The sequence below is a fragment of the Bradyrhizobium sp. genome, from assembly GCF_016219575.1.
Classification (GTDB): domain Bacteria; phylum Pseudomonadota; class Alphaproteobacteria; order Rhizobiales; family Xanthobacteraceae; genus Bradyrhizobium.
This window is the reverse complement of the sequence record NZ_JACRMG010000042.1, coordinates 19,240-41,543: the sequence shown is the minus strand read 5'-3', so window position 1 is coordinate 41,543 and position 22,304 is coordinate 19,240. Positions and strand designations below refer to the sequence as shown.

At 64.7% G+C, this 22,304-nt stretch carries 22 protein-coding genes; 13 read left to right on the top strand and 9 right to left on the bottom strand.

Going from position 1 to position 22,304, the window contains the following annotated elements:
- Nucleotides 1-172 precede the first annotated feature (172 nt).
- The 5 genes from HZB49_RS30000 (at nucleotide 173) to HZB49_RS29980 (ending at nucleotide 5,061) form a co-directional block, all read left to right on the top strand.
- The gene (locus HZB49_RS30000) at nucleotides 173-1,327 is read left to right on the top strand and encodes an alpha/beta hydrolase (protein WP_291617771.1); all 1,155 of its coding nucleotides are present in this window, start codon (nucleotides 173-175) and stop codon (nucleotides 1,325-1,327) included.
- Between the two features lie 69 nt (nucleotides 1,328-1,396).
- Nucleotides 1,397-2,368 (top strand): iron exporter MbfA, encoded by a 972-nt coding sequence (gene mbfA / locus HZB49_RS29995; RefSeq protein WP_291617770.1) that lies wholly within the window; start codon nucleotides 1,397-1,399, stop codon nucleotides 2,366-2,368.
- A 140-nt stretch (nucleotides 2,369-2,508) separates the two neighbouring features.
- On the top strand, nucleotides 2,509-3,981 hold the full coding sequence (locus HZB49_RS29990) for an amidase (RefSeq protein WP_291617772.1): 1,473 nt from the start codon (nucleotides 2,509-2,511) through the stop codon (nucleotides 3,979-3,981).
- A gap of 125 nt (nucleotides 3,982-4,106) precedes the next feature.
- On the top strand, nucleotides 4,107-4,664 hold the full coding sequence (locus tag HZB49_RS29985) for a hypothetical protein (protein WP_291617769.1): 558 nt from the start codon (nucleotides 4,107-4,109) through the stop codon (nucleotides 4,662-4,664).
- Between the two features lie 43 nt (nucleotides 4,665-4,707).
- Complete coding sequence (locus HZB49_RS29980; protein WP_291617768.1) at nucleotides 4,708-5,061, top strand: nuclear transport factor 2 family protein; 354 nt, start codon at nucleotides 4,708-4,710, stop codon at nucleotides 5,059-5,061.
- A 257-nt stretch (nucleotides 5,062-5,318) separates the two neighbouring features.
- Here the strand turns inward: HZB49_RS29980 and HZB49_RS29975 are convergent, their stop codons facing one another.
- Together HZB49_RS29975 and HZB49_RS29970 are read right to left on the bottom strand one after the other, a co-directional pair.
- Nucleotides 5,319-6,407 (bottom strand): Zn-dependent alcohol dehydrogenase, encoded by a 1,089-nt coding sequence (locus HZB49_RS29975; protein ID WP_291617767.1) that lies wholly within the window; start codon nucleotides 6,405-6,407, stop codon nucleotides 5,319-5,321.
- A 46-nt stretch (nucleotides 6,408-6,453) separates the two neighbouring features.
- Nucleotides 6,454-8,235, bottom strand: a complete 1,782-nt coding sequence (locus HZB49_RS29970) for an acyl-CoA dehydrogenase family protein (protein ID WP_291617766.1) — start codon at nucleotides 8,233-8,235, stop codon at nucleotides 6,454-6,456.
- 99 nt (nucleotides 8,236-8,334) lie between these two features.
- Here HZB49_RS29970 and HZB49_RS29965 point away from each other — a divergent pair, with 99 nt between their 5' ends.
- From HZB49_RS29965 to HZB49_RS29955, 3 genes are all read left to right on the top strand, one after another.
- Entirely contained in the window at nucleotides 8,335-9,333 is a 999-nt protein-coding gene (locus HZB49_RS29965; protein WP_291617765.1) for a glutathione S-transferase family protein, read from the top strand.
- A 30-nt stretch (nucleotides 9,334-9,363) separates the two neighbouring features.
- Complete coding sequence (locus tag HZB49_RS29960; protein WP_291617764.1) at nucleotides 9,364-10,065, top strand: SDR family NAD(P)-dependent oxidoreductase; 702 nt, start codon at nucleotides 9,364-9,366, stop codon at nucleotides 10,063-10,065.
- A gap of 123 nt (nucleotides 10,066-10,188) precedes the next feature.
- The gene (locus HZB49_RS29955) at nucleotides 10,189-11,019 is read left to right on the top strand and encodes an enoyl-CoA hydratase (protein WP_291617763.1); all 831 of its coding nucleotides are present in this window, start codon (nucleotides 10,189-10,191) and stop codon (nucleotides 11,017-11,019) included.
- Nucleotides 11,020-11,231: 212 nt separating this feature from the next.
- Here HZB49_RS29955 and HZB49_RS29950 read toward each other — a convergent pair whose 3' ends face one another.
- Together HZB49_RS29950 and HZB49_RS29945 are read right to left on the bottom strand one after the other, a co-directional pair.
- Nucleotides 11,232-11,852, bottom strand: a complete 621-nt coding sequence (locus tag HZB49_RS29950; protein WP_291617762.1) for a GNAT family N-acetyltransferase — start codon at nucleotides 11,850-11,852, stop codon at nucleotides 11,232-11,234.
- Nucleotides 11,853-11,924: 72 nt separating this feature from the next.
- A complete protein-coding gene (locus HZB49_RS29945) occupies nucleotides 11,925-12,128 on the bottom strand; it encodes a DUF1127 domain-containing protein (protein WP_291617761.1) in 204 nt (67 codons plus the stop codon).
- Nucleotides 12,129-12,243: 115 nt separating this feature from the next.
- Between HZB49_RS29945 and HZB49_RS29940 the strand changes: the two genes are divergently transcribed.
- From HZB49_RS29940 to tcuB, 3 genes are all read left to right on the top strand, one after another.
- Nucleotides 12,244-13,188 (top strand): transcriptional regulator GcvA, encoded by a 945-nt coding sequence (locus HZB49_RS29940; protein ID WP_291617760.1) that lies wholly within the window; start codon nucleotides 12,244-12,246, stop codon nucleotides 13,186-13,188.
- Nucleotides 13,189-13,217: 29 nt separating this feature from the next.
- Nucleotides 13,218-14,618, top strand: a complete 1,401-nt coding sequence (gene tcuA, locus HZB49_RS29935; protein ID WP_291617759.1) for an FAD-dependent tricarballylate dehydrogenase TcuA — start codon at nucleotides 13,218-13,220, stop codon at nucleotides 14,616-14,618.
- 173 nt (nucleotides 14,619-14,791) lie between these two features.
- Nucleotides 14,792-15,898, top strand: a complete 1,107-nt coding sequence (gene tcuB / locus HZB49_RS29930; RefSeq protein WP_291617758.1) for a tricarballylate utilization 4Fe-4S protein TcuB — start codon at nucleotides 14,792-14,794, stop codon at nucleotides 15,896-15,898.
- A 12-nt stretch (nucleotides 15,899-15,910) separates the two neighbouring features.
- Here the strand turns inward: tcuB and HZB49_RS29925 are convergent, their stop codons facing one another.
- From HZB49_RS29925 to HZB49_RS29905, 5 genes are all read right to left on the bottom strand, one after another.
- Nucleotides 15,911-16,501 carry a DedA family protein gene (locus HZB49_RS29925; protein WP_291617757.1) on the bottom strand — a complete coding sequence of 197 codons (591 nt, stop codon included), beginning with the start codon at nucleotides 16,499-16,501 and terminating at the stop codon, nucleotides 15,911-15,913.
- Between the two features lie 140 nt (nucleotides 16,502-16,641).
- A complete protein-coding gene (locus HZB49_RS29920) occupies nucleotides 16,642-17,838 on the bottom strand; it encodes an NADH:flavin oxidoreductase/NADH oxidase (RefSeq protein WP_291617756.1) in 1,197 nt (398 codons plus the stop codon).
- A gap of 22 nt (nucleotides 17,839-17,860) precedes the next feature.
- Nucleotides 17,861-18,274 carry a Rieske (2Fe-2S) protein gene (locus HZB49_RS29915; RefSeq protein ID WP_291617755.1) on the bottom strand — a complete coding sequence of 138 codons (414 nt, stop codon included), beginning with the start codon at nucleotides 18,272-18,274 and terminating at the stop codon, nucleotides 17,861-17,863.
- A 56-nt stretch (nucleotides 18,275-18,330) separates the two neighbouring features.
- Nucleotides 18,331-19,443 (bottom strand): amidohydrolase family protein, encoded by a 1,113-nt coding sequence (locus HZB49_RS29910; protein ID WP_291617754.1) that lies wholly within the window; start codon nucleotides 19,441-19,443, stop codon nucleotides 18,331-18,333.
- Between the two features lie 17 nt (nucleotides 19,444-19,460).
- On the bottom strand, nucleotides 19,461-20,534 hold the full coding sequence (locus HZB49_RS29905) for an amidohydrolase family protein (RefSeq protein WP_291617753.1): 1,074 nt from the start codon (nucleotides 20,532-20,534) through the stop codon (nucleotides 19,461-19,463).
- A gap of 134 nt (nucleotides 20,535-20,668) precedes the next feature.
- On the opposite strand from HZB49_RS29905, the gene HZB49_RS29900 reads away from it, so the two are divergent.
- Both HZB49_RS29900 and HZB49_RS29895 read left to right on the top strand, forming a co-directional pair.
- Complete coding sequence (locus tag HZB49_RS29900) at nucleotides 20,669-21,646, top strand: MBL fold metallo-hydrolase (RefSeq protein WP_291617752.1); 978 nt, start codon at nucleotides 20,669-20,671, stop codon at nucleotides 21,644-21,646.
- A gap of 6 nt (nucleotides 21,647-21,652) precedes the next feature.
- Nucleotides 21,653-22,129 (top strand): CinA family protein, encoded by a 477-nt coding sequence (locus HZB49_RS29895; RefSeq protein WP_291617751.1) that lies wholly within the window; start codon nucleotides 21,653-21,655, stop codon nucleotides 22,127-22,129.
- The last annotated feature ends 175 nt before the right edge of the window (nucleotides 22,130-22,304 follow it).

The following is a 22,304-nucleotide window of genomic DNA, read 5'->3' as shown; positions in this document are numbered from 1 at the left end:
CATCGCGTTCAACATGCGCCGATGGGCGACAATCGCAGCATAAGCTTCACCCCGAACACAGCCACCTAGCCTTCAGCCCCAATCCGAAAGACGTCCCTCTTCCCTCTCACGGCCAATAAGTCCAATTACGCAACAGGCCCGCAAGGGGAGAGGGTAAGAAAGGAGCGAATACATGGCCGCCCTCCCCGACATTCCGCTCCCCGCATCGATCCGCTCGCGCTACGTCGAGAACATCAACGGCCTGCGCATGCATGTGCTGGAGGCGGGCTACGAAACACGCGGCCGGCCCTGCCTGCTCCTGCTGCACGGCTTCCCCGAGCTCGCCTTCAGCTGGCGCAAGGTGATGCCTGCCCTTGCCGAAGCCGGCTACCACGTCCTCGCGCCGGACCAGCGCGGCTATGGCCGCACCACCGGCTGGGACGCGAGCTATGACGGCGACCTCGCGTCCTTCCGCTTGCCCAATCTGGTGCGCGACGCGCTCGGGCTGGTGCATGCCTTCGGTTATCGCCATGTCGATGCCGTGATCGGCCACGACTTCGGCAGCTCGGTTGCGGCATGGTGCGCGCTGATCCGGCCCGATGTGTTCCGCTCGGTCGTGATGATGAGCGCGCCGTTCGGCGGTCCGCCGTCGCTGCCGTTCAATACCGTGGATGGGCAAGCAAAACCCACGGCGGAGGATCCCGTGCATCGCGAGCTCGCCGCGCTGCCGCGCCCGCGCAAGCACTACCAGTGGTACTATTCGAAGCGCGAAGCGAACCGCGACATGCACGAGGCGCCGCAGGGCGTGCACGATTTCATGCGCGCCTACTACCACCACAAGAGCGCGGACTGGAAAGCCAACGCGCCCTACCCGCTCCAATCCTGGTCGGCCGGCGAGCTTGCGAAACTGCCGACCTACTACATCATGGATCTCGCGGACGACATGGCCGCCACCGTGGCGAAGGAGATGCCGTCGGCCGCGGAGATCGCCGCCAACAAGTGGCTGCCCGACAGCGAGCTTGCCTTCTACGCCGCCGAGTATCGGCGCAACGGATTCCAGGGCGGCCTGCAATGGTATCGCTGCGGCACCTCGGGCGCGTTCGTTCCCGAGCTGCAAACCTGGTCCGGCCGCAGCATCGACATCCCCTCCGCCTTCATCTCGGGCAAGCAGGACTGGGGCACCTATCAACGCCCCGGCGTGTTCGAGGCGATGCAGGCCAGGGCGTGCACCAACATGATCGGCTGCCATCTCGTCGACGGCGCCGGCCATTGGGTGCAGCAGGAGCAGCCGGCCGAAGTCAGCCGTCTCCTGCTCGCGTTCCTGCACAGCGCTCGCAACAGCGCCTGACACCGATCGCACTTTAACCCGCGTCCGTAACGATCTAGAGTAGCGCCGGATCAGGAAGCGGAGCCCGTCGTGAAGAATTTCGCCGACCTCACCGAGCGCGAAGTGCTGGCTGTCGCGATCTCCTCGGAAGAGGAAGACAGCCGCATCTATATGAGCTTTGCCGAGGATCTCGCCGAGCGTTATCCGGATTCGGCAAAACTGTTCGAGGAGATGGCGGAGGAGGAAAAGAACCATCGCCACATGCTGCTCGAGATGTACGAGCAGCGCTTCGGTCAAAATCTTCCGCCGATCCGCCGCGAGGACGTGAGGGGCTTTCTGCGCCGCAGGCCGATCTGGCTCACCAAGAACCTGTCGCTCGATACCATCCGCAAGGAAGTCGAGACGATGGAGTTCCAGGCCGAACGCTTCTATGCGAGAGCCGCCGAACAGGCCAAGGACGTCAACGTCCGCAGGCTGCTCGGCGACCTCGCGGAAATCGAGAAGGGCCATGAGCACCTCGCCGCCAAGCTGACGGATCAGATACTCAAGCCCGACGTCCGCGCGGAGGAAGACAAGACGCGGCGGCGCATGTTCGTGCTGCAATACGTCCAGCCCGGCCTGGCCGGCCTGATGGACGGCTCGGTCTCGACGCTGGCGCCGCTGTTTGCGGCCGCGTTCGCCACGCACCAGAACTGGCAGACGTTCCTGGTTGGCCTCGCCGCCTCGATCGGCGCCGGCATCAGCATGGGTTTTGCCGAAGCGCTGTCCGACGACGGCTCGCTGACCGGGCGCGGCTCGCCCTGGCTGCGCGGCATCACCTGCGGGGCGATGACGACGCTCGGCGGGCTCGGCCACACCCTGCCCTACCTGGTGCCGGACAGCTGGACGAATGCATTCTGGATCGCCACCGCCATTGCCTGCATCGTGGTGTTCTTCGAGCTCTGGGCGATCGCCTTCATCCGTGCGCGCTACATGGACACGCCGTTCCTGCAGGCGGTGTTCCAGATCGTGCTCGGCGGCGCCATCGTGCTGGGCGTGGGGATACTGATCGGCGCGGCATAGCAATTGCGGTCAAGCGTTGCGATATCGCGACGGATACAACGGCCGCAATTGCCCGCACGATGACTTGATCGCGGCGATCCGGCTTGCGGGCAGTGCGCAACCTGCGCATCATCCGCGACAACGAGAACCGGGAGAACGCCTTGGCCAAATCGCAATGGAGCTTCGAGACCGCCACCAATCTGTCGGCGGCGCTTACCGCAAGGAAGGTGTCTGCGGTGGAGCTCGCAAAGGACGCCATTGCCCGCATCGAGCGGCACGATGCGAAGATCAACGCGATCTGCGTGCGCGATTTCGAGCGCGGCCTTGAAGCGGCGCGCGAGGCGGACGCGGCGCTGGCCCGCGGCGAGCAGAAGGCGCTGCTCGGCATCCCCCTGACGGTGAAGGAATCCTACAACGTCGCGGGCCTGCCCACGACCTGGGGCATTCCGCAACAGAAGAACTTCGTGCCCGGCGAGGACGCGCTGTCGATCACGCGCGTCAAGGACGCCGGCGGCGTCATCCTCGGCAAGACCAACGTCCCGCTCGGGCTCGGCGACTGGCAGAGCTACAACGACATCTACGGCGTCACCAACAACCCCTGGGATCTCGGCCGCACGCCCGGCGGCTCTTCCGGCGGCTCGTCGGCGGCGCTGGCCGCCGGCTACGGACCGCTGTCGCTCGGCTCGGATATCGGCGGCTCCTTGCGCGTGCCGGCGTTCCACTGCGGCGTCTATGCGCACAAGCCGACCTATGCGCTGGCGCCCTCGCGCGGCCATGTGCCGCCGCCGTTTCCGCCGCTGCCGTTCGACCGCGATCTGGCGGTGATCGGCCCGATGGCGCGCTGCGCCGCCGATCTTTCCCTCTTGCTCGACGTCATCGCCGGTCCCGATCCGCTGGAAGCCGGCAAGGCCTACCGGCTCGAATTGCCGGCGCCGCGGCACACGACGCTGAAGGATTTTCGCGTGGTCGTCATCGACACCGATCCGGTGATGCCGACGGACACCGTGGTGCGCGGCAGCATCGACAGGCTAGCCGCCAATCTCGACAGGGCAGGTGTGAAAGTCGCGCGCCGCTCGGAGCTGTTGCCCGACTTCGCCGCCTCGACCGGGCTCTATATGCGCATGCTGATGTCGTTCCTCGCCGCGTCCTATCCGCCCGACGTCTATTCCAGCGCGCAGGCTGCTGCTCATGCCATCCCGCCCGGTGACACCAGCCTCGGCGCGGAGCGATTGCGCGGCATTGCGATGAGCCATCGCGACTGGCTGATGGCCGACGGCGCCCGCGCGCGGCTGCGTGCGCAATGGCGCGAACTGTTCAGGCAATATGACGCCGTGATCTGCCCGATCATGCCGACGCCGGCCTACAAGCACGATCATTCGCCGGAGCAGGAAAGCCGCCAAATCCATATCGACGGCAAGGCCTATGTCTATCCGGACCAGCTGTCATGGCCAGGTATCGCCACGCTGCCGGGGCTACCCTCCACGGCGATCCCCACCGGCTTCTCGCCCGACGGCCTACCGGTCGGCGTGCAGATCGTCGGGCCCTGGCTGGAAGACCGCACCACGATCAAGCTTGGCGAACTGATCGAGCGCGAATTCGGCGGCTTCAAGCCGCCGCCGATGTTTGATGACTAGAGGACTCCTCATCCTGAGGAGCGCGCAACGCGCGCGTCTCGAAGGATGAGACATGACGGCCTTCATGGTTCGAGACGGCGCTGGCGCGCCACCTCACCATGAGGATCAAACGGTATGATTGAGCCATGCAGACTCCAATTCAAATCGTCATCGCGATCGTTGCGGGCTTCCTGCTGATGTGGCCGCTCGGCCAGCTCTATACCGCGCTGAGCTTGCCGACTTTTCATCTCTGGGGGCTGATGCATGGCAGCTTTGTCGCGGCCTGGCCGACGCTGTCGATCCTGGCGTTTCTCGCGCTCGGGTATCTGCGGCCTTTCCGGCGCGTCGATGACACGGCGCTCCTGATCGGCGGTCTCGTCTGGGGCCTGCTGCTGGCCAGCGCGTACAACATCCGCAACGCGCTCGGCTACGAGATCGCCCACGGCATGCTCGGCATCACGACGGTCCTCATTGCCGCATTGTGCTTCTTCGCCAGGCACCGGCTGCGGCTGGCGCTGCTCGTGATATCGCCGGTCGTCTTCCTGAACCTGGATCTCCTGCTGGCGCCGTCGCTCACGGAATTCCTTGCCGGGGCCAGATACGACCTTCGTGGGCTTCTGCCGCCGCTGGCGTCCTCGCTTGCGGGCTATTTGCTTGGATGGCTCGCCCGAGTCGTGCTCAAGCGCTCGCCGACCCCAGCCTGATTGGCGCCGGATATCTGAATTCAGAACGAGAACGAGGGAAGCCATGAACAACGATCTCGCGGAACTCACAAGGCTCAACCACGACTACGTCGCCTCCGTGCAGAATTCCGACGTCAGGCGCTTCGACGAAATCCTCGCGGCCGACTTCTACTGCTCCAATCCCGACAAGTCGCTGGTCGACCGCGCCGCCTTCCTGCAGCAAACGGCAAAGCCGGTGGCGATCAGGAATCTGCGCGCCGAGGACGTGAAGATCCGCATCCTCGGCGACTTCGCCATCATCCATGCCGCAACAAGCTACACCATGCCCGATGGGCAGCAGGCCCATGGCCGCTACACGGATTGCTGGGCGAGGCAGAACGGCAAGTGGCTCGCGGTGTCGGCGCATGTGACACGGTGAGGGCCTGCGCGCGACGGCGCCTTCAACCTCTCCCCGCTCTCTGCGGGGAGAGGTCGACGCCGGAGCGCAGCGCCGGCGGCGGGTGAGGGGCGAGGCGAGATGCTTGCTGCGAAATCACCTATCACCGAATCCTTGACTGGGAAGTTGGAATCGGAAGGAGCGCAACCGCGGAGCCCGCGTGCCCGGCCCCTCACCCGGATCGCTGCGCGATCCGACCTCTCCCCGCAGAGAGCGGGGAGAGGTGAAACACATCGTCGTCAGCTGTCGAACATGATCACGCTGCGCAGCGTCTTGCCGGCTTTCATGTTGGCAAAGCCTTCGTTGATTTCCGACAGCTTCAGCTTGGCCGAGATCCAGTCTTCCAGATGCAGCTTGCCGCGCATGTAGAATTCGACCAGCCGGGGCATGTCGACGCGGAAATGGTTCGAGCCCATGGATGAGCCCTGGATGCGGCGTTCGCGCAGGAAGTCGAAGCCGTGCAGCTCGATCTTCTGGCCGAACGGGATCATGCCGACGATGGTGGCGGTGCCGCCGGGGGCGAGCATGGCAAAGCACTGCTCGGCGGTTTCCTTGCGGCCCAATACCTCGAAAGAGTGATGCACGCCGCCGCCGGTGAGCTCGCGCACCTGCTGCACGACGTCGCCGCGGGCGGGATCGACGATGTCGGTGGCGCCGAGCTTGGTCGCCAGCTGCAACTTCGCGGGATTGGTATCGATGGCGATGATGCGGCCGGCGCCTGCGATTGCCGCGCCGTTGATCGCAGCCATGCCGACGCCGCCGCAGCCGACCACCGCGACGGTCTCGCCGGCCGTGACCTTTGCCGTGTTTACGACCGCGCCATAGCCGGTGATGACGCCGCAGCCGATCAGCGCGGCCAGCTCCAGCGGCATTTCCTTCTTGATTTTGACGATGGCGTTCTCGTGCACCAGCATCTGCTCTGCAAAGGAGGAGAGATTGAGGAACTGGTTCAGCTTCTCCGGCTTGCCCCATTGCAAGCGGTTGGAGGCGCCCGGCAGCATCTTCACCGTGGTGTCGGTGCACAGCACCGTGCGGCCGGTGGTGCAGTTGTCGCAGGTGCCGCAGAACACCGAGAGGCAGGTGACGACGTGATCGCCCGGCTTCACATAGGTGACGTCGGAACCGACCTTCTCCACCACGCCGGCCGATTCATGGCCGAGCACCGCCGGCAACGGATGCGGATAGAGGCCTTCCATGAAATGCAGGTCGGAATGACAGAGGCCGGCGACCCTGGTGCGGATCAGGACTTCGCGCGGGCCGGGATTCGGCACACTGATATCCTCGATCACCAGCGGCTTGTTGACTTCGTACAATACGGCGGCCTTCATCGGTCGTTCCCTCTGCTGTGATTGTTCTTGTGGATTGAATTTGAACCTACGCTGCGGTGAGCAATTCGCCAACCTCGGTCATGCCCACGGCGCGGTCGCCGAGCAGATGCCCCGTGATCGCGCGCTGCGCGGCACTTTCCGTCAGCCGGAACAGATCGCCCGCCGACAGGCGGTGATCGACCACCAGCCGCGATAACAGCATCCGCCGCGCGTCACCCCGCATATCCTGGATGCGGCTGCCTTCCCAGGCAAAGGCCACCGCACTCGCCACATGATAGAGCAGGCTGGTCGCCCGCCGCGCATCGCCCTCATTGTCCATGCGGCTTGCCACTTCGCGCGCAAAACCGACGGCGCGGTCGGTCAGACCGCGCAGGCGGTCGCGCCAGGCGGGCGGCACATTGGCGGATTCGCTGAGCCGCGCATGCAGGTCGGCGGAGAGCGCACTGTCGGCGCCATGGCGGCCGACAGCGCGCTTCAGCGCGTCGATGGCGACGATGTTGCCGGTACCTTCCCAGATCGAGCCGAGATGCGCATCGCGCAAGAGGCGCGCGGTGGCGAATTCCTCGATGTAGCCGATGCCGCCGCGCATCTCCAGCGCATCGCCGCAGACCTTGCGGGCATCGCGGGTGGCGCGGAATTTCAGCGTCGGCGTCAGGATGCGCAACAGCGCCGCCGCATCCTGGCTGCCGGCCTCCGCGCGGTCGAGGGCATCCGCGGTCAGGAAGCTCAGCGAAAGCCCCTGCTCCGTCGGCAGCATGATCTTCATCAGCTGCCGCTGTGCCAGCGGCAGGTCGACGATGCGTTGGCCGAACACCACGCGATTCCTGGCCACCGTCATCGCATCATGATGCGCGCGGCGCATCAGCGCGGTCGACTTCACGCCATTGGAGAGCCGCGAGGAATTGACCATCTCGGCCATTTGCACGAAGCCGCGGTCGAGCTTGCCGACGGCGTAGGCGATCGCGCCTTCCAGCTTGATCTCGCCCGATGCCATCGAGCGGGTGCCGAGCTTGTCCTTCAGGCGCACGATCCGGTAGTGGTTCTGCGAACCGTCATCGAGCCGCCGCGGCATCAGGAACAGGCCGACGCCGCGCGTGCCCGGCCCCGCGCCCTCCGGCCGCGCCAGCAGCATCACGACCTCGGCGTCCGCATTGGAGCAGAACCACTTCTCGCCATGGAGCCGCCAATGGTCGCCCTCCTGCACCGCCGTCGTCGTCAGCGTGCCGACGTCGGAGCCGCCTTCCTTCTCCGTCATGAACTGGCCGCCCTGGGTCAGCTTGCTCATGTCGGTCTGGGTCAACCCGTCGAGATACTTTGCCTTCAGCGCCTCGCTGCCGAAATTGTTGAGCAGCTTGGCGCAGCCATCCGTGACGTTGATCGGACAACCCATGCCGAATTCAGTCTGGTTGAACAGGAAGGTGAAGGCGTGCTTGGCCACAACGGGATATTTGTCCGGCCAGCCCAGAATGCCCTTGCGGATCGACATCGCATGAATGCCGAACTCGCCGAACGCGGCGCGCTCCAACTCGCGATACGCAGGGTGATATTCGATCCACTGGGTATCGCCACCGAACTTGTCGCGCTGGTGCAGCACCGGCGTGTGACGGTCGGCAAGCCGCGCACATTCGTCGAGATGGCCGCCGGCCATGGCGCCGAGGCGGTCGAGGTGCGGCTCGATGTGGCGGAATGTCGCTTCCGGCAGATGCAACCGCAGCAGATCGGTCAGCGCCGGATCGGCCCGATAGAAGTTCATTCCCGTCGTGTCGGGCGCGAGCAAGCCCGGCTGGTCGGGAAAGGCGGCCCTGCGATCGTGCTTGAGTGGCTGCATATTTGGCTCTTGTCGTTTCCGCCCGGTATCGATGTTATAGACCATTACCGATACCGCACGCCCAAGCGCGGTCAACAAGCATAATTGGAGGAGCACCCCGTGGCTGAGGGATATCGCATCATCGGCGCCGAGATGTCGCCCTACTCGGTCAAGGTCCGTTCCTATTTTCGATACAAAGCCATTCCGCACCAATGGGTTTTGCGCAATGCGGCGAGCCAGGCCGAATATGAGAAGCACGCCAAGATACCGGTCATCCCGCTGGTGGTGACGCCTGAAGGTACTGGCATCCAGGATTCCACTCCGATCATCGACCGGATGGAGAAGCTGTTTCCGGAGCCGTCGATCCATCCCGACGATCCCGTGGCGCGCTTCATGTCCATGCTGATGGAGGAATTCGGCGACGAGTGGGGCAACAAGTGGATGTTTCACTACCGCTGGGCGCGCGACGTCGACCAGCGCGCTTCCGCCGGCCGCATCGCGCGGATGCGCGCACCGAGGGCCGACGAAGAACAGCACGGGCTGTTCGCCGAACAGGTGCGCTCGCGCATGACCAGCCGGGTCTGGTTCGTCGGCTCCAACGAATTGACCGCGCCGCAGATCGAGAGCGGATTTCAGGAGATGCTCGATCTGCTCGACGCGCATCTCGCCACCCGGCCCTATTTGTTCGGCGGACGGCCGGCCTATGGCGATTTCGGCTTGTGGGGCCAGCTCTACGAGCTGTGGACCGATCCGACCGCCGGTGCGCTGATCGAGGGCAACACGCCGCATGTGCTGGCCTGGATTCACCGCATGCTGTGGCCGAGAGCCGAAGGCCCGTTCGAGAATTGGGCGTCGCTGGCGCCGACGCTGATGCCGATCCTGACAAAACAGGTCGGGCGGCTGTTCTGGCCCTGGACGCTGGCGAACGAAAAGGCGCTCGCCGAGGGCGTGGAGGAATTTTCAGTCCGGCTTGGCAATGACATCTGGACGCAGAAGCCGCAAAAATATCACGCCCGCTCGCTGGCCATGCTGCGAGCAAAATATGCGGATATGCCCGGGAGAAAGGATCTCGATATGATCCTGGCGGCAGCCGGTTGTCTCGCGGGGATGCGCCCCTAGATACGAATCCCGGCCAACAGGAGCGCGCGCATGGCAAGACAAAAATACAACACTGCGCTGATCGTCGGCGCCGGCGAAGGTCTCAGCGCCTCGCTGGCACGGCTGTTCGCGCGCGAGGGCATCAAGGTCGCGCTTGCCGCGCGCAAGATCGAGAAACTCGGCGAGCTCTGCGGCAAGACCGGCGCAAAGGCCTTTGCCTGCGATGCCACCAACGCCGACGAGGTCGAACGCCTGTTCGGCCTGGTCGAGCGCGAGATCGCGACGCCGGATATCGTCGTCTACAATGCCAGCGGGCGGTCGCGCGGCGCCTTTGTCGATCTGGTGCCGGCGGAAGTGGCGAACGCCATCGCTGTCAGCGCCTTCGGCGGCTTCCTGGTGGCGCAGCAGGCGGCCAGGCGCATGCTGCCCAACAAGCACGGCGCGATCCTGTTCACCGGCGCTTCCGCCAGCGTGAAGGGCTATCCGCAATCCGCGCCGTTTGCGATGGGCAAGTTCGCGCTGCGGGGGCTGGCGCAAAGCATGGCGCGCGAACTGTCGCCGCAGGGCATCCATATCGGGCATTTCGTCATCGACGGCGGCATCCGCAGCGCGGTGCGCGCGGAACCCGCCGACCGGCCAGACTCCTTCCTCGATCCCGATGCCATTGCGGAGAGCTACTGGAACGTGCTCCAACAGCCGCGCAGCGCCTGGACCTGGGAACTCGAGCTGCGGCCGTGGGTGGAGAAGTTCTGAAGAGGCCGTAGGGTGGGCAAAGCGCAGCGTGCCCACCTTCACGAGCATGGACGGCAAAGGTGGGCACGGCGCAAGAGCGCCTTTGCCCACCCTACAAAGCAACAACAACAAATCGGGGGACTCATGAGCACCGAAATCACCATCGACACCGGCACCAATGAGCTGCTCTGCGTGATCCGCGACCGCGTTGCCATCATCACGCTGAACCGACCGGATGCCCGCAACTCGCTCTCCGACGAGCTTACGCCGGCGCTGCGCACCATGATCAGGACCTGCGGCGAGAACCCGGAAGTCGGCGCTCTGCTCATCACCGGCGCGGGCAAGGCGTTCTGTTCCGGGGGCAACGTCAAGGGCATGGGCGCCCATCGCGACCAGAAGCGGCAGGAAATGCCGGACGCCGACAAGGTCGCGGATCTGCAGGAGAGGCAGCGCCTGCTGACCGGCGCGCTGGTCTCGGTGCGCAAGCCGACGATTGCGGCGCTTCCCGGCCCCGCGGTCGGCGCTGGCCTGGCCATCGCCATGGCCTGCGACATCCGCATCGCAGCACAATCGGCGTTTCTCTCGACCGGTTACCTCAATGTCGCGCTCAGCGGCGACTACGGCATCGCCTGGCTGCTCACCCGCCTCGTCGGCACTTCGCGCGCACGCGAACTGATGTTCACGGCCGAGCGGGTGACGGCCGCGCGCTGCGAGGCGATCGGCCTCGTCAACCGCGTCGTGCCGGACGAGAAGCTGCAGGAAGAAGCCTTTGCCCTCGCCAAGACCATGGCTCAGGGACCGACCATTGCGCTGCGCTACATGAAGGACAATCTGGACGAGGCGCTGATGTTCGATTTCGCCACCGCCCGGGATCACGAAGCCGAACGGATGATCCGGTCCCAGAAGACCGCCGACCACCGCGAGGCGGTGCAGGCCTTCATCGACAAGCGCAAGCCGGTGTTCGCGGGGAAATGACCTTCTCCTTCTCCCCGCTTGCGGGGAGAAGGTCGGGATGAGATGAGGGGCTGCGTCCGCAATCAAGGCAGCCGTTGGACTCGCGGAGACTCCCCCTCACCCGCCGCGCAAGAGCGCGGCGACCTCTCCCCGCAAGCGGGGCGAGGTTGAAGAAAGATCTGCGCAAGAGAAGATGGGCCCGGTCCTGTTGCCGCAGGAGCCGGGCCCAGTCATCAACCCGCGATCGCGGGGGAGGACATGCGGGAAAGCGCGGCGAGCTTCCAGCTGGCACAGGGAATGTCATGCGGCGCGAGGTTGATCTCTTTGCCGAAGCGCACCAGCTTCCAGTCGCCGGGGCTGTTGGAGAAGGCATAGCCGGACTTCTTCGCCAGCGCGATCATGGCATCGTTGGAGCGCAGCGTGTCGCCGAACAGTCTTGAGGCGCCGACGGCCGCCGCGCGACATTCCAGATTCTTCAGCAGCGCCGCGCCGATGCCATGGCCCTGCCAGCGGTCGTCGATCGACAGCCCGAACTCGAAGCTCGACGTTTCGAAATCGAAGGCGTAGCGGGCCTCACCGACGATGGTCTCATGGCCGTCGACCAGGATCGTCGCGATCACGCTGAACTGGTCGGCCTCGCCGACATGGATGAAGCGGTCGAGCTGGCCGGGCGGCAGCTCGCTGATCGCGCCGAAGAAGCGGTTGTAGCGCGAGCGCGCGGAGAGCCCGCGGAAATAGTTCTGGATGCCATCGGCATCGCGCGGCTCGACGAAGCGCACGGTGACGGCCTCGCCACGGCGCGAGCGCAGCACGTCGGAATGCTGGCGGAGATCATCGAGGCGGAACGCAGTCATGGCACGCTCCCAAAGTCGTGAAGAAAGCCGGCGCCCCTGTTTGCAGGCGGCGCCGGCGTTAACGGCGGCCCATCAGGCCCGCCAGAACGGCTTGTCGAGTTCGTAGGCGACGTCGGCGATGGACACGCCGATGTCGTGGAGGTCCCGTTCGGACCAGGTGCCAAGCTCGCGCCGCATCGCGTAGCGATCGCGCCAGACACGGAAGGTCTCGACCAGCTGCGAAAAAAGGCTCGGTCCATGATGATTTATCATCGATTCGTGGGTGAAAACGCTCATTTTGAGCTCCTATATCTGATCGGTTGAGGCTAATATCTGCGCGATTTGGCACTGCATCAAACGACACTTTGTACCCCTTCGAATGATATAATCTCATGAATTGGACAGGCGGCAGATGGCAGCACGGCTCCCCTCGCTGAACGGCTTGCGGGCCTTCGAGGCGGCAGCGCGGCACATGAGCTTCACGCTGGCGGCGTCGGAGCTGAACGTGACGCAGACCGCGATCAGCCATCAGATCCGGCGGCTGGAGGAGGAACTCGGCGTCCGCCTGTTCATCCGGCAGAACCGCACGCTGTCGCTGACATCAGAGGCGAAGGAATATCTCCCGGGCATCCGCGCCGCCTTCAATGACCTGCGGCTCGCGACCGACCGCCTGTTGCGCAAGGACGACGGCAACGTGCTGACCGTCTCGACGCTGGCCTCGCTGGCCGCCAAGTGGCTGCTGCCGCGCATCTCCGCGTTCCAGGAAAAACATCCCGGCATCGATGTGCGCATCACCACCTCCACCGCGCTGGTCGATTTCAGGCGCGACGGCGTCGATGCCGCGATCCGCTACGGCCGCGGGCAATGGCCGGGCCTGCGCGCGGACTGGCTGATGGCCGACAAGATGTTTCCGGTGTGCAGCCCTGAACTCCTGAAGGGCAAGAAACCGCTCAGGAAGCCGCAGGACCTCGCCGACCATGTGCTGCTGCACACCAGCGCCAACAATGACGATGACTGGCGGCTGTGGCTGACCGCTGCGGGCTTGCCGACCGACCTATCCAAGCCACCCGGCGTCACCTTCGACATGGTGTTCATGACCATCCAGGCCGCCATCGACGGGCTTGGCGTCGCCATGGGCCGCACGTCCTACGTGCAGGACGACATCGCCAAGGGCCGCCTGGTCGTGCCCTTCGAGATCGAACTGCCGGTCGATGCCGGCTTCTATCTCGTATCGCCGGAAGCGAAAGCCGACTCGCCAAAGGTCTCCGCGTTCCGCAAGTGGCTATCCGACATTGTGAAAGCAAAGCCAGAACCTCTGGCCGAAGCGACGATGCCCATGCGACGGCAGCAGTTGTGATTGCCGTCTAAACTTGGCAAGACGTCGTGATGGTCGATCTCTCCCGCAAATTCGACGTGCTGGTCATCGGCGGCGGCAACGCGGCTTTGTGCGCTGCAATCAGTGCCCGCCGCGCCGGCGCCTCCGTGCTGGTGCTGGAAGGCGCGCCGAAATTCTATCGCGGCGGCAACACGCGCCACACCCGCAACATGCGCTGCGCCCATGACGCGGCGACGGAGATTTTGACCGGTCCCTATACCGAGCAGGAATTCTGGGACGATCTCCTGCGCATCACGGGAGGCCAGACCGACGAGGAACTGGCTAGGTTCATGATCGCCGAGTCCAAGGACATCCTGGACTGGATCGTCGAGCAGGGCGTGCGCTGGCAGCCGTCGCTCGGCGGCACGCTCAGCCTCGGCCGCACCAACTCCTTCTTCCTCGGCGGCGGCCGCGCCATGCTGAATGCGCTGTACCTCACCGCGGAAAAGCTCGGCGTCGAGATTCTCTACGATGCCGAGGTGACCGACCTCCAGATCGAGGACGGCATGTTCCTCTCCGCACGGCTGAAGCAGGCGGTCAACGGTGCAAGCGAGATCCGCGCCTCCGCGCTGGTTGCCGCCGCCGGCGGCTTCGAGGCCAACATCGAATGGTTGAAGGAATATTGGGGCGAGGCCGCCGACAATTTTCTCATCCGCGGCACGCCCTATAACCGCGGATCGATCCTGAAAATGCTGCTGGCCAGGGGCGTGCAGGACGTCGGCGATCCCACGCAATGCCATGCGGTCGCGATCGACGCCCGCGCGCCTAAATTCGACGGCGGCATCATCACGCGCCATGACTCCGTGGTGTTCGGCATTGTCGTCAACAAGCACGCGCAGCGCTTCTACGACGAGGGCGAGGACATCTGGCCCAAGCGCTACGCCATCTGGGGCCGGCTGGTCGCAGCCCAGCCCGACCAGATCGCCTACATCGTGTTCGACGCCAGCGTACGACACAGCTTCATGCCGACGCTGTTTCCGCCGATCGAGGGCGCCACGATCGCCGAACTCGCGACGAAGCTCACGCTCGATCCGGCCGCGCTGGAAAAGACCATCAGTGAATTCAACGCCGCAGTGCGGCCCGGCACCTTCGATCACACCATCCTCGACGATTGCCGCACTGAAGGCTTGAGCCCGCCGAAGACGCACTGGGCGCGCAGGATCGAGACCGCGCCCTATTACGCCTATCCGGTGCGGCCGGGCATCACCTTCACCTATCTCGGTACCCGCGTGAACCGCGAGGCGCGGATGCTGATGAAGGACGGCAAGCCATCCGCCAACATGTTCGCGGCCGGCGAGATCATGGCCGGCAATGTGCTCGGCAAGGGTTATGCAGCCGGCATCGGCATGACCATCGGCAGCGTGTTCGGCCGCGTGGCCGGACGGGAAGCGGCGAGAAATGTACGGAATTGACTGCGGCGGGCCTGCTTCACCTCGCCCCGCTTGCGGGGAAAGGTCGGATTGCGAAGCAATCCGGGTGAGGGGGACTCTCCGCGAGTCGAACTCGTGGATCGAGCCCCTCACCCCAACCCTCTCCCCGCGAAGGGCGGGGAGAGGGAGTCGGGGGAGACAGGAAGCGGCGCGACATGCACGGAACTAGAATCCTCGACGAAGCCGACCGTCTGATGACGGTCTGCAATTCCTGCCGCTACTGCGAGGGCCTGTGCGCGGTGTTCCCGGCGATGGAAATGCGGCGCTCGTTCTCGGACGGTGACCTCAATTATTTCGCCAACCTCTGCCACGCCTGCGGCGCCTGCTACACCGATTGCCAGTTCTCGCCGCCGCACGAGTTCAACGTCAATGTGCCGCAGACGCTGGCGATCGCGCGCGCGGAGTCCTACGCCGCCTATGCCTGGCCGCGCGCCTTTGCCGGCATATTCGCGCGCAACGGGCTGGTCATCAGCCTGATATCGGCACTCAGCGTCGCCGTCTTCATCCTCGGCTTCGCCGCCTGGCACGACAGGCAGATCCTGTTCGGCGTGCACACCGGCCCTGGCGCGTTCTACAAGCTGATGCCGCACAACGCGATGGCCGCGCTGTTCGGCGCCGTGTTCCTCTATGCCATCGTCGCGCTCATCATGGGCGTACGCGCGTTCTGGCGCGACATCGGCGAGCCCGTCGGCATGAAGGCAGATGCCGGCTCGCTCTGGCAGGCGATCCGCGACGCCGGCGAATTGCGCTATCTCGACGGCGGCGGCGTCGGCTGCTTCAACGAGGACGACCGTCCGACCGACCGCCGCAGGCTTTATCACCACTTCACCTTCTACGGTTTTCTGCTCTGCTTTGCTTCCACCAGCGTCGCCACGCTTTATCACTATCTGCTGGCGCGCGAGGCGCCCTATGCTTGGTGGGATGCGCCCGTCGTGCTCGGCACGTTCGGCGGCGTCGGGCTGTTGATCGGGCCGATCGGGCTATTGGCCGGGAAATGGAAGCGCGATCCCGTGCTGGTCGATCAGAAGCAAATGGGGATGGATACCGCCTTCATCGTCATGCTGTTCCTGACCAGCCTCACCGGCATGGCGCTGCTGCTGCTGCGCGCGACATCGGCGATGGGCCCGCTGCTGGCGCTGCATCTCGGCGTGGTATTCGCCCTGTTCCTCACCATGCCATACGGCAAGTTCGTCCACGGCATCTACCGCTTCACCGCGCTGGTGCGCTACGCGCGGGAGCGTCGGGCGGTGGGGCATGTCTGAGCGAGCAGCTACCTAGTATCGCTCGACGATCTGCTCGAGCTTCCTGCTGAGGAACCAGGACAGCCCCAGGAATGCGATCAGCATCACCGCACCCAGGCCCGAAGAGGCGTCGTTCATCGACTTCTCCGAGAAGTGACCGAAGGCATAGCCGGCCGAGACAACCGTGCCGGACCAAAGGCCTGCCGCGACGAAGTTGAGCGCAAGGAAAGTGGACCAGGGCAGCCGCGACATGCCGTAGGCAAACCCGGCGACCCCGCGGATGCCGTGCGGGAAACGATGAAACAGGATCATCCAGCCATAGTGACGGTCCGCCAGCCGGACGACCGTCTGCACGATGCGCCCGAACCGCGGAAAACGTTCGAGCAGGCGGGCGCCATAACGCCGCCCGACCCAGAAGCGGAGGACATCGCCGGCAAAACTGCCGAACCAGCAGACCACGATGAGCGTGCCCAGGCCCAGCGCGCCGGAATGCGCCGCGTAGCCCGCGAACAGGGCAAGTAGCAGGCTATGGCCGGCCGCATAGGCAAACATGAAACTGTAGGCCACATCGCCGTGTTGGCGGATGAGGTCGAGAAACGAAGTCAGATCTGCAGGGAACAGCAAGGTGGGTCCGCTCAACTCAACTGCCGCCGGGATGAGCGGGTTCGGTGCGAACGCTAGCATCCCGGGAGAACAGACAGAAGCGATCGGGCGCGCCTCCGCCTGCTACAAATCGACCACCCCATCGGCCCCATGCCACGCCGTCACGAGCGCCGCGTGACGACGCCGGTAGGGGTGGCAAAACCCTCCAGCGTCCTGATCCGCTTCTCCAGCCACCAGCCATATTCGGGCGACCAGTCCTCGAACCGCGCATTGATGCCGAGGTCGTGCGCCCAATGCAGCGCGATGTTCGGATTGAACTGCGACTGCCGGCCGACCGCAATCAGATCGGCTTGTCCGTTCTGGAGAATGGCCTCGGCCTGCTGGGCTTCGAGAATGATGCCGACCGCCATGGTCGGAATATCAGCTTCCTTGCGAACCCGCTCCGCAAACGGTACCTGGAATCCGAGGCTGCGTTGCACCTGCGCCGCGGTGGCAGCACCGGCGATCCCGCCCGAGGAGCAGTCGATCACATCGACACCGCGCACCTTCAGTTCGCGCGCGAAGGCGACGGTATCGTCCATATTCCACCCCTCCACCGTGCCATCGACCGACGAGACACGCAGGAACAGCGGCATCGAGGCCGGCATTTCGCGGCGCACGGCTTCGACAATCTCGAGCGGCAGCCGCATGCGCCCGGCGCGATCGCCGCCGTACTCGTCGTTGCGCGTATTGGAGACCGGGGACAGGAACGAGGCGAGCAGATAGCCGTGCGCGGCATGGATTTCGATCACGTCGAATCCCGCTGACACCGCGCGCCTCGCGGCGGCGGCCCAGGTGCCGACCATCGCCCTGCATTCGCTTGTGGTCAGTTGCCGCGGCGTCAGCCAGCCCTTGGCGACCGGTTCGGCCGTCGGCCCGACCGGTTGCCACAGCTTGGCGCCGGCCTTCAAATTCTCCTCGGTCAGGGGTCCCATGCCCTGCATGGCGGTCTGGGAGGACGCCTTGCGGCCGCCATGGGCGAGCTGGATGCCGATCGCCGTGCCCTGGCGCTTCATGAAGGCGATCAGCGGCTTGAAACTGTCGGCCTGTGCATCGTTCCAGATGCCGAGGTCGTGCTCGTTGATGAGGCCGACCTCCTCGACGCCGGTCGCCTCGACGAAGACGAGGCCGAAACCGCCGAGCGCATAGCGGCCGAGATGGACGACGTGAAAAGTGCCGCAGGTGTTTCCGGGGTCGCAGCGATAGTGGACCATCGGAGGCACGACGAGGCGATTCTTCAGCGTGAGCCCGCGAATCCTGAGCGGCTCGAACAGCATTGGCCGCGGCGGCTGCCCGGCATTGATCGGTGCATCATTCATTCCGGTGTCTCGCTTCCCGACACTACAAATCGACCACCACGTAGTCGCTCTCAACCGAGACCGCGATGGTCTCCGCGATATACGGGCCCTTCACCACCGCGGTGCCGGGCTCGACGGTCGCCGGATAGGCCCGCGCGCGGAAGCGGCGCGGGTCGCAGTAGGACTGCCCGGTGCGGACGTCGAACTCCCAGCCGTGCCAGGGGCAGCGGATGATCTCGCCGAGTTTCGTGTATTCGATTTCGCCGGGCATGCTGGATTGCGCAAGCCCGATCAGCGGGCCCTCGCACAGCGAAGCGCCTTGGTGTGGGCAGCGGTTCAACAGGCCGAAATACTCGCCCTTGATGTTGAACACCGCGATCGGCCGGCCATCGATTTCGAGAAACTTTCGCGTTCCCGGCGGCAGTTCATCGACTGCCGCCACCACATGTCGCGCCATCAGACTCTATCCTTGCGCATGATCTGATTCGGAAAACCGGTCCCCACTTTTCCGGATCATGCGACCCCGTAAACCTTCCGCGCGTTGTCGAGATAGAACGCCTGCTTGTTGGCGTCGCTGACACCGGCGGGCAGCACCCGCGACGGCTCGTCATAGTCCCAATGCGGATAGTCCGTCGCAAACAGCAGCTTGTCCCAACCGATCCATTCGATGGTCTCGAATAGATGCTCGCGCCGCTCCGGGTCTTCCATCGGCTGCGTCGTCCACCAGATGTGATCCCTGATGTATTCCGACGGCCTGCGCTTGAGATGCGGTACCTCGCTGCGCAGCTTCTCCCACACCTTGTCCAGCCGCCACGCCAGCGACGGCGCCCAGCCGAATCCGGCCTCCACCATCACCATGTTCAGTTTGGGGTAGCGCTCGAACACGCCCTCCAGCACGATGCTCGCCAGCGCGGTCTGCTGGCACTGCGAATGCCCGACCATCTCCTCGATGTAGTAGCTCGGCCAGCCCGAGGCCGTGATCGGATTGCCGCCGAAGCCGAAGGCGTGCACGCCGACGGGAAGCCCCGCCTCTTCCGCCGCCTCGTAGATCGGCCAGTAGCGGCGCTGCCCGAGCGGCTCGACGTTGCGGCTGAGCAGCAGCACCTGCACGAAGTTCGGATCGCCGGCGCGCTTGCGGATTTCCTTCGCCGCCGTCACGCCATCCTCATTGGCGACGACGACGGAAGCCTTCAGCCGCTTGTCCTTGCTGGTCCATTTCTCGATCTGCCAGTCGTTGATGGCGCTCGCCAGCGCCGCGGCGAGATCGTGATTGCGCATGCCCTGCCCGGTGGCGCCGAGCGGATTGAGCACGCCGAGCACGACGTTGTTGGGGTCGAGATGCTGCTTCTGCATGAAGGACAGCGATGAGCCCTGCTGCCCGCCCTCCGGCGGATACGCATCGCGGCGCGACGCGTTGGGCTGCGCCTTCGGATAGGGCGGGCCTTCCATCATGCCCTGATAGGCATGGACACCATAAGTCTCGAGATGCGCGTGCCAGCGTCTTGCGAGCCAGGGATACAGCTCATCCCTGGTCGCGCGCGCCGGATGGATGTCGCAATCGGCTATCGCGGTCTTGATGGCTGTGGTTGACGCTGCTTCCGGACGGTCGCGCAGCTGCACGTTCATCGCGTCTTCTCCGTTGTTCAGGCCCGGACCGGCTGTTTCAGCCGGCCGTAAGTCGCCATCGGATTATCGATCATGATCTTGCGCACGAGATCCGGAGATAATCCTTTCGGCAGCACCTCGTCGCCGTCGAACTGCCAGTGCGGATAGTCGGTCGAGAATAGGATCAATTCGTCCGACTGCATATGGTCGAACAGGCGGTTCAGCACTTCCGGTTCCGGCGGAGCGTCCACCGGTTGCAGCGAAAAACGGATGTTGCTGCGCACAATTTCCAGCGGCGCACGGTCCACCCACGGCGTTTCCATGCGCACGCCGCGCCAGAACTTGTGCAGCCGCCACAGGAAGGCCGGCAGCCAGGTAAAGCCCGACTCCAGCATCACCATCTTGAGATTGGGATGCCTGGCAAACACGCCTTCCACGATCAGGCTGGTGAGCTGGGTCTGGAACGCCTGCGCCTGCGCGACGTAATCCTCGATGTGATAGGAGCCCCAGCCGACCGAGGTCGGCGGATTGTGATAGGCACTGCCGGCGTGAATACCGACCGGCAGGCCGTGCTTCTCGGCCGCGGCATAGATCGGCCAGTAGGCGCGCTTGCCGAGCGGCACGTCGCCCATCACCAGCATCAGCACTTGCACGAAGCGCTTGTCGGCGGCGCAGCGCTCGATCTCGGCCACTGATTTTTCCACGCTCTGCGTCGGGATGACGATCGAGCCGCGCAGCCGCGCGTCCCGGTCCAGCCACTCCCTGGCGAGCCAGTCGTTCAGCGCGCGGCAGAACGCATCCTGCATGTCCTCGGAAAACACCATCTGCACGCCATAGAGCGGATTGCAGATCCCATAAGCCACGCCGAAACGATCGAGCGCCTGGCGCTTCATGTCGTCATAGCCCGAGCCGGGCTTACCCTGCGCCGGGCGCCAGTCCGGCCGCGACGAGATCGGCGAGTTGGTGGGATAGGATTGCGAGACGAGGTCGGTCATGCCGCGCGTCGTCACCTGATCGCGCCAGTAGTCGTTCATGTAGGGCAGAAGGCTCGTCAGATGCGGTACGGCCGGATGCAGGTCGCAATCCACGCCGCCCGGGATCGGTGACGTCATTTCGTTTCCTCCGCGGGCCTTATGGCGCCGTCTCTCGCACCGCATTCAAGCAGGCCCGCCCCGCCCCCGCAACTCGGCAAGCCATGCATTACTGTGCTAGGGATTCGGCAGAAATCGGCGGGGGAGAGACGCTCATGATTCGCACGCGATTGGCTGTCGCCATGGCCGCGCTGTTGCTGACAGGGACTGCGCACGCCCAGCAGCAATCCCCGGCCGCCGCACCGCCGCCCGACTTTGGCAAGGCCGAGATCAAGACCGTCGACCTCGGCGACAAGGTCTACATGCTGGAAGGTGAGGGCGGGAACATCACCGTGGCCGTCGCCAAGACCGGCATCATCATGGTCGACGGCCAGTTCGCGCCGCTGCACGACAAGATCAAGGCGGCGATTGCGAAGCTCTCTCCCTTGCCGATCAAATATTTGATCAACACGCAGTATCACGGCGATCACACCGGCGGGAACGAACCATTTGCGATGGACGGCGTCATCGTGGTCGCACAGGAGAACGTCAAGAAGCGGCTGGAGGCCGGCACCACCAACGGCCTGACCGGCGCAAAGACGCCGTCGGCGCCGTCAGGTGCGCTGCCGACCGACACCTACACGAACTTCTCGAAGATCCGCCTGCCCGGCCGCGTCGCCGATCTCAAATACATTCCGAATGCGTACACCGACGGCGACACCTATGTGTGGTTCAAGACCGCCAATGTGCTCGCCACCGGCGATACCTTCACCAACGGCCGCTACCCCAGCATCGACTTCGCCAATGGCGGCAACATCAAGGGCATGATCGCGGCGACCGACGTCTATCTGAAACTCATCAATGCGAAGACGCGGATCGTGCCCGGCCACGGGCCCGTCGCCGACAAGGCGGCGCTGGCAGAATATCGCGCCATGCTGGTCACCGCGCGCGACCGCATGGACAAGCTCGTCAAGGAAGGCAAGAGCGAGAAGGACGTACTCGCCGCAAAGCCCTTTGCCGACCTCGACAGGAAATGGGCGCCGACCGAGCTTGCAAGCCAGAATTTCATTCGCGTGGTCTGGCACTCGCTCGCCGACAAGCCGGCGACGCCGGAGAAGAAGGGCCTAATCAAGCGGATCCTGAAGCGGAGCTGAGATCACATGAAAGAGTTGACAAGCATCGCCGAACAGATCGCCGCAAGGCTGATTGCGCGCAAGGAAACGATCGCCGTCGCAGAGTCTTCGACCGGCGGGCTGATCTCGGCCGCGCTCTTGTCAGTGCCCGGCGCCTCCGCCTACTTCCTCGGCGGCGCCGTGGTCTACACCCGCGATGCGCGGCGGCTGCTGATGGACATTCCGAACGAGGACATGAAGGGCATCCGCTCGGCCTCCGAGCCCTACGCGCAGCTGCTGGCCAAGCAGATGCGCGGGCGTTTCGCCACGAACTGGGGCCTCTCCGAGACCGGTGCCACCGGCCCCACCGGCAACCGCTACGGCGACGCCGCCGGCCATTGCTGCATGGCGATCGCGGGCCCGGTGCACAAGGTGATCACGCTTGAGACCGGCAGCGGGGACCGGCAGGCCAACATGCAGGCGTTTGCGAAGACGGCGCTGAATCTCTTGCTGCAAAATCTCTAATTTGGCTGTCGTCCCGGACAAGCGAGCGACCAGCGAGCGCGATCCGGGACCCATAACCACGGGGAGTGTTTTTGCGAAGGCTGGAGCTCCAGCTCGCCCTAACAATTTAGCCCTGTTGTTATGGGTCCCGGCTTTCGCCGGGACGACATCGCGTGTGTGGCAACAGTAGCAGATC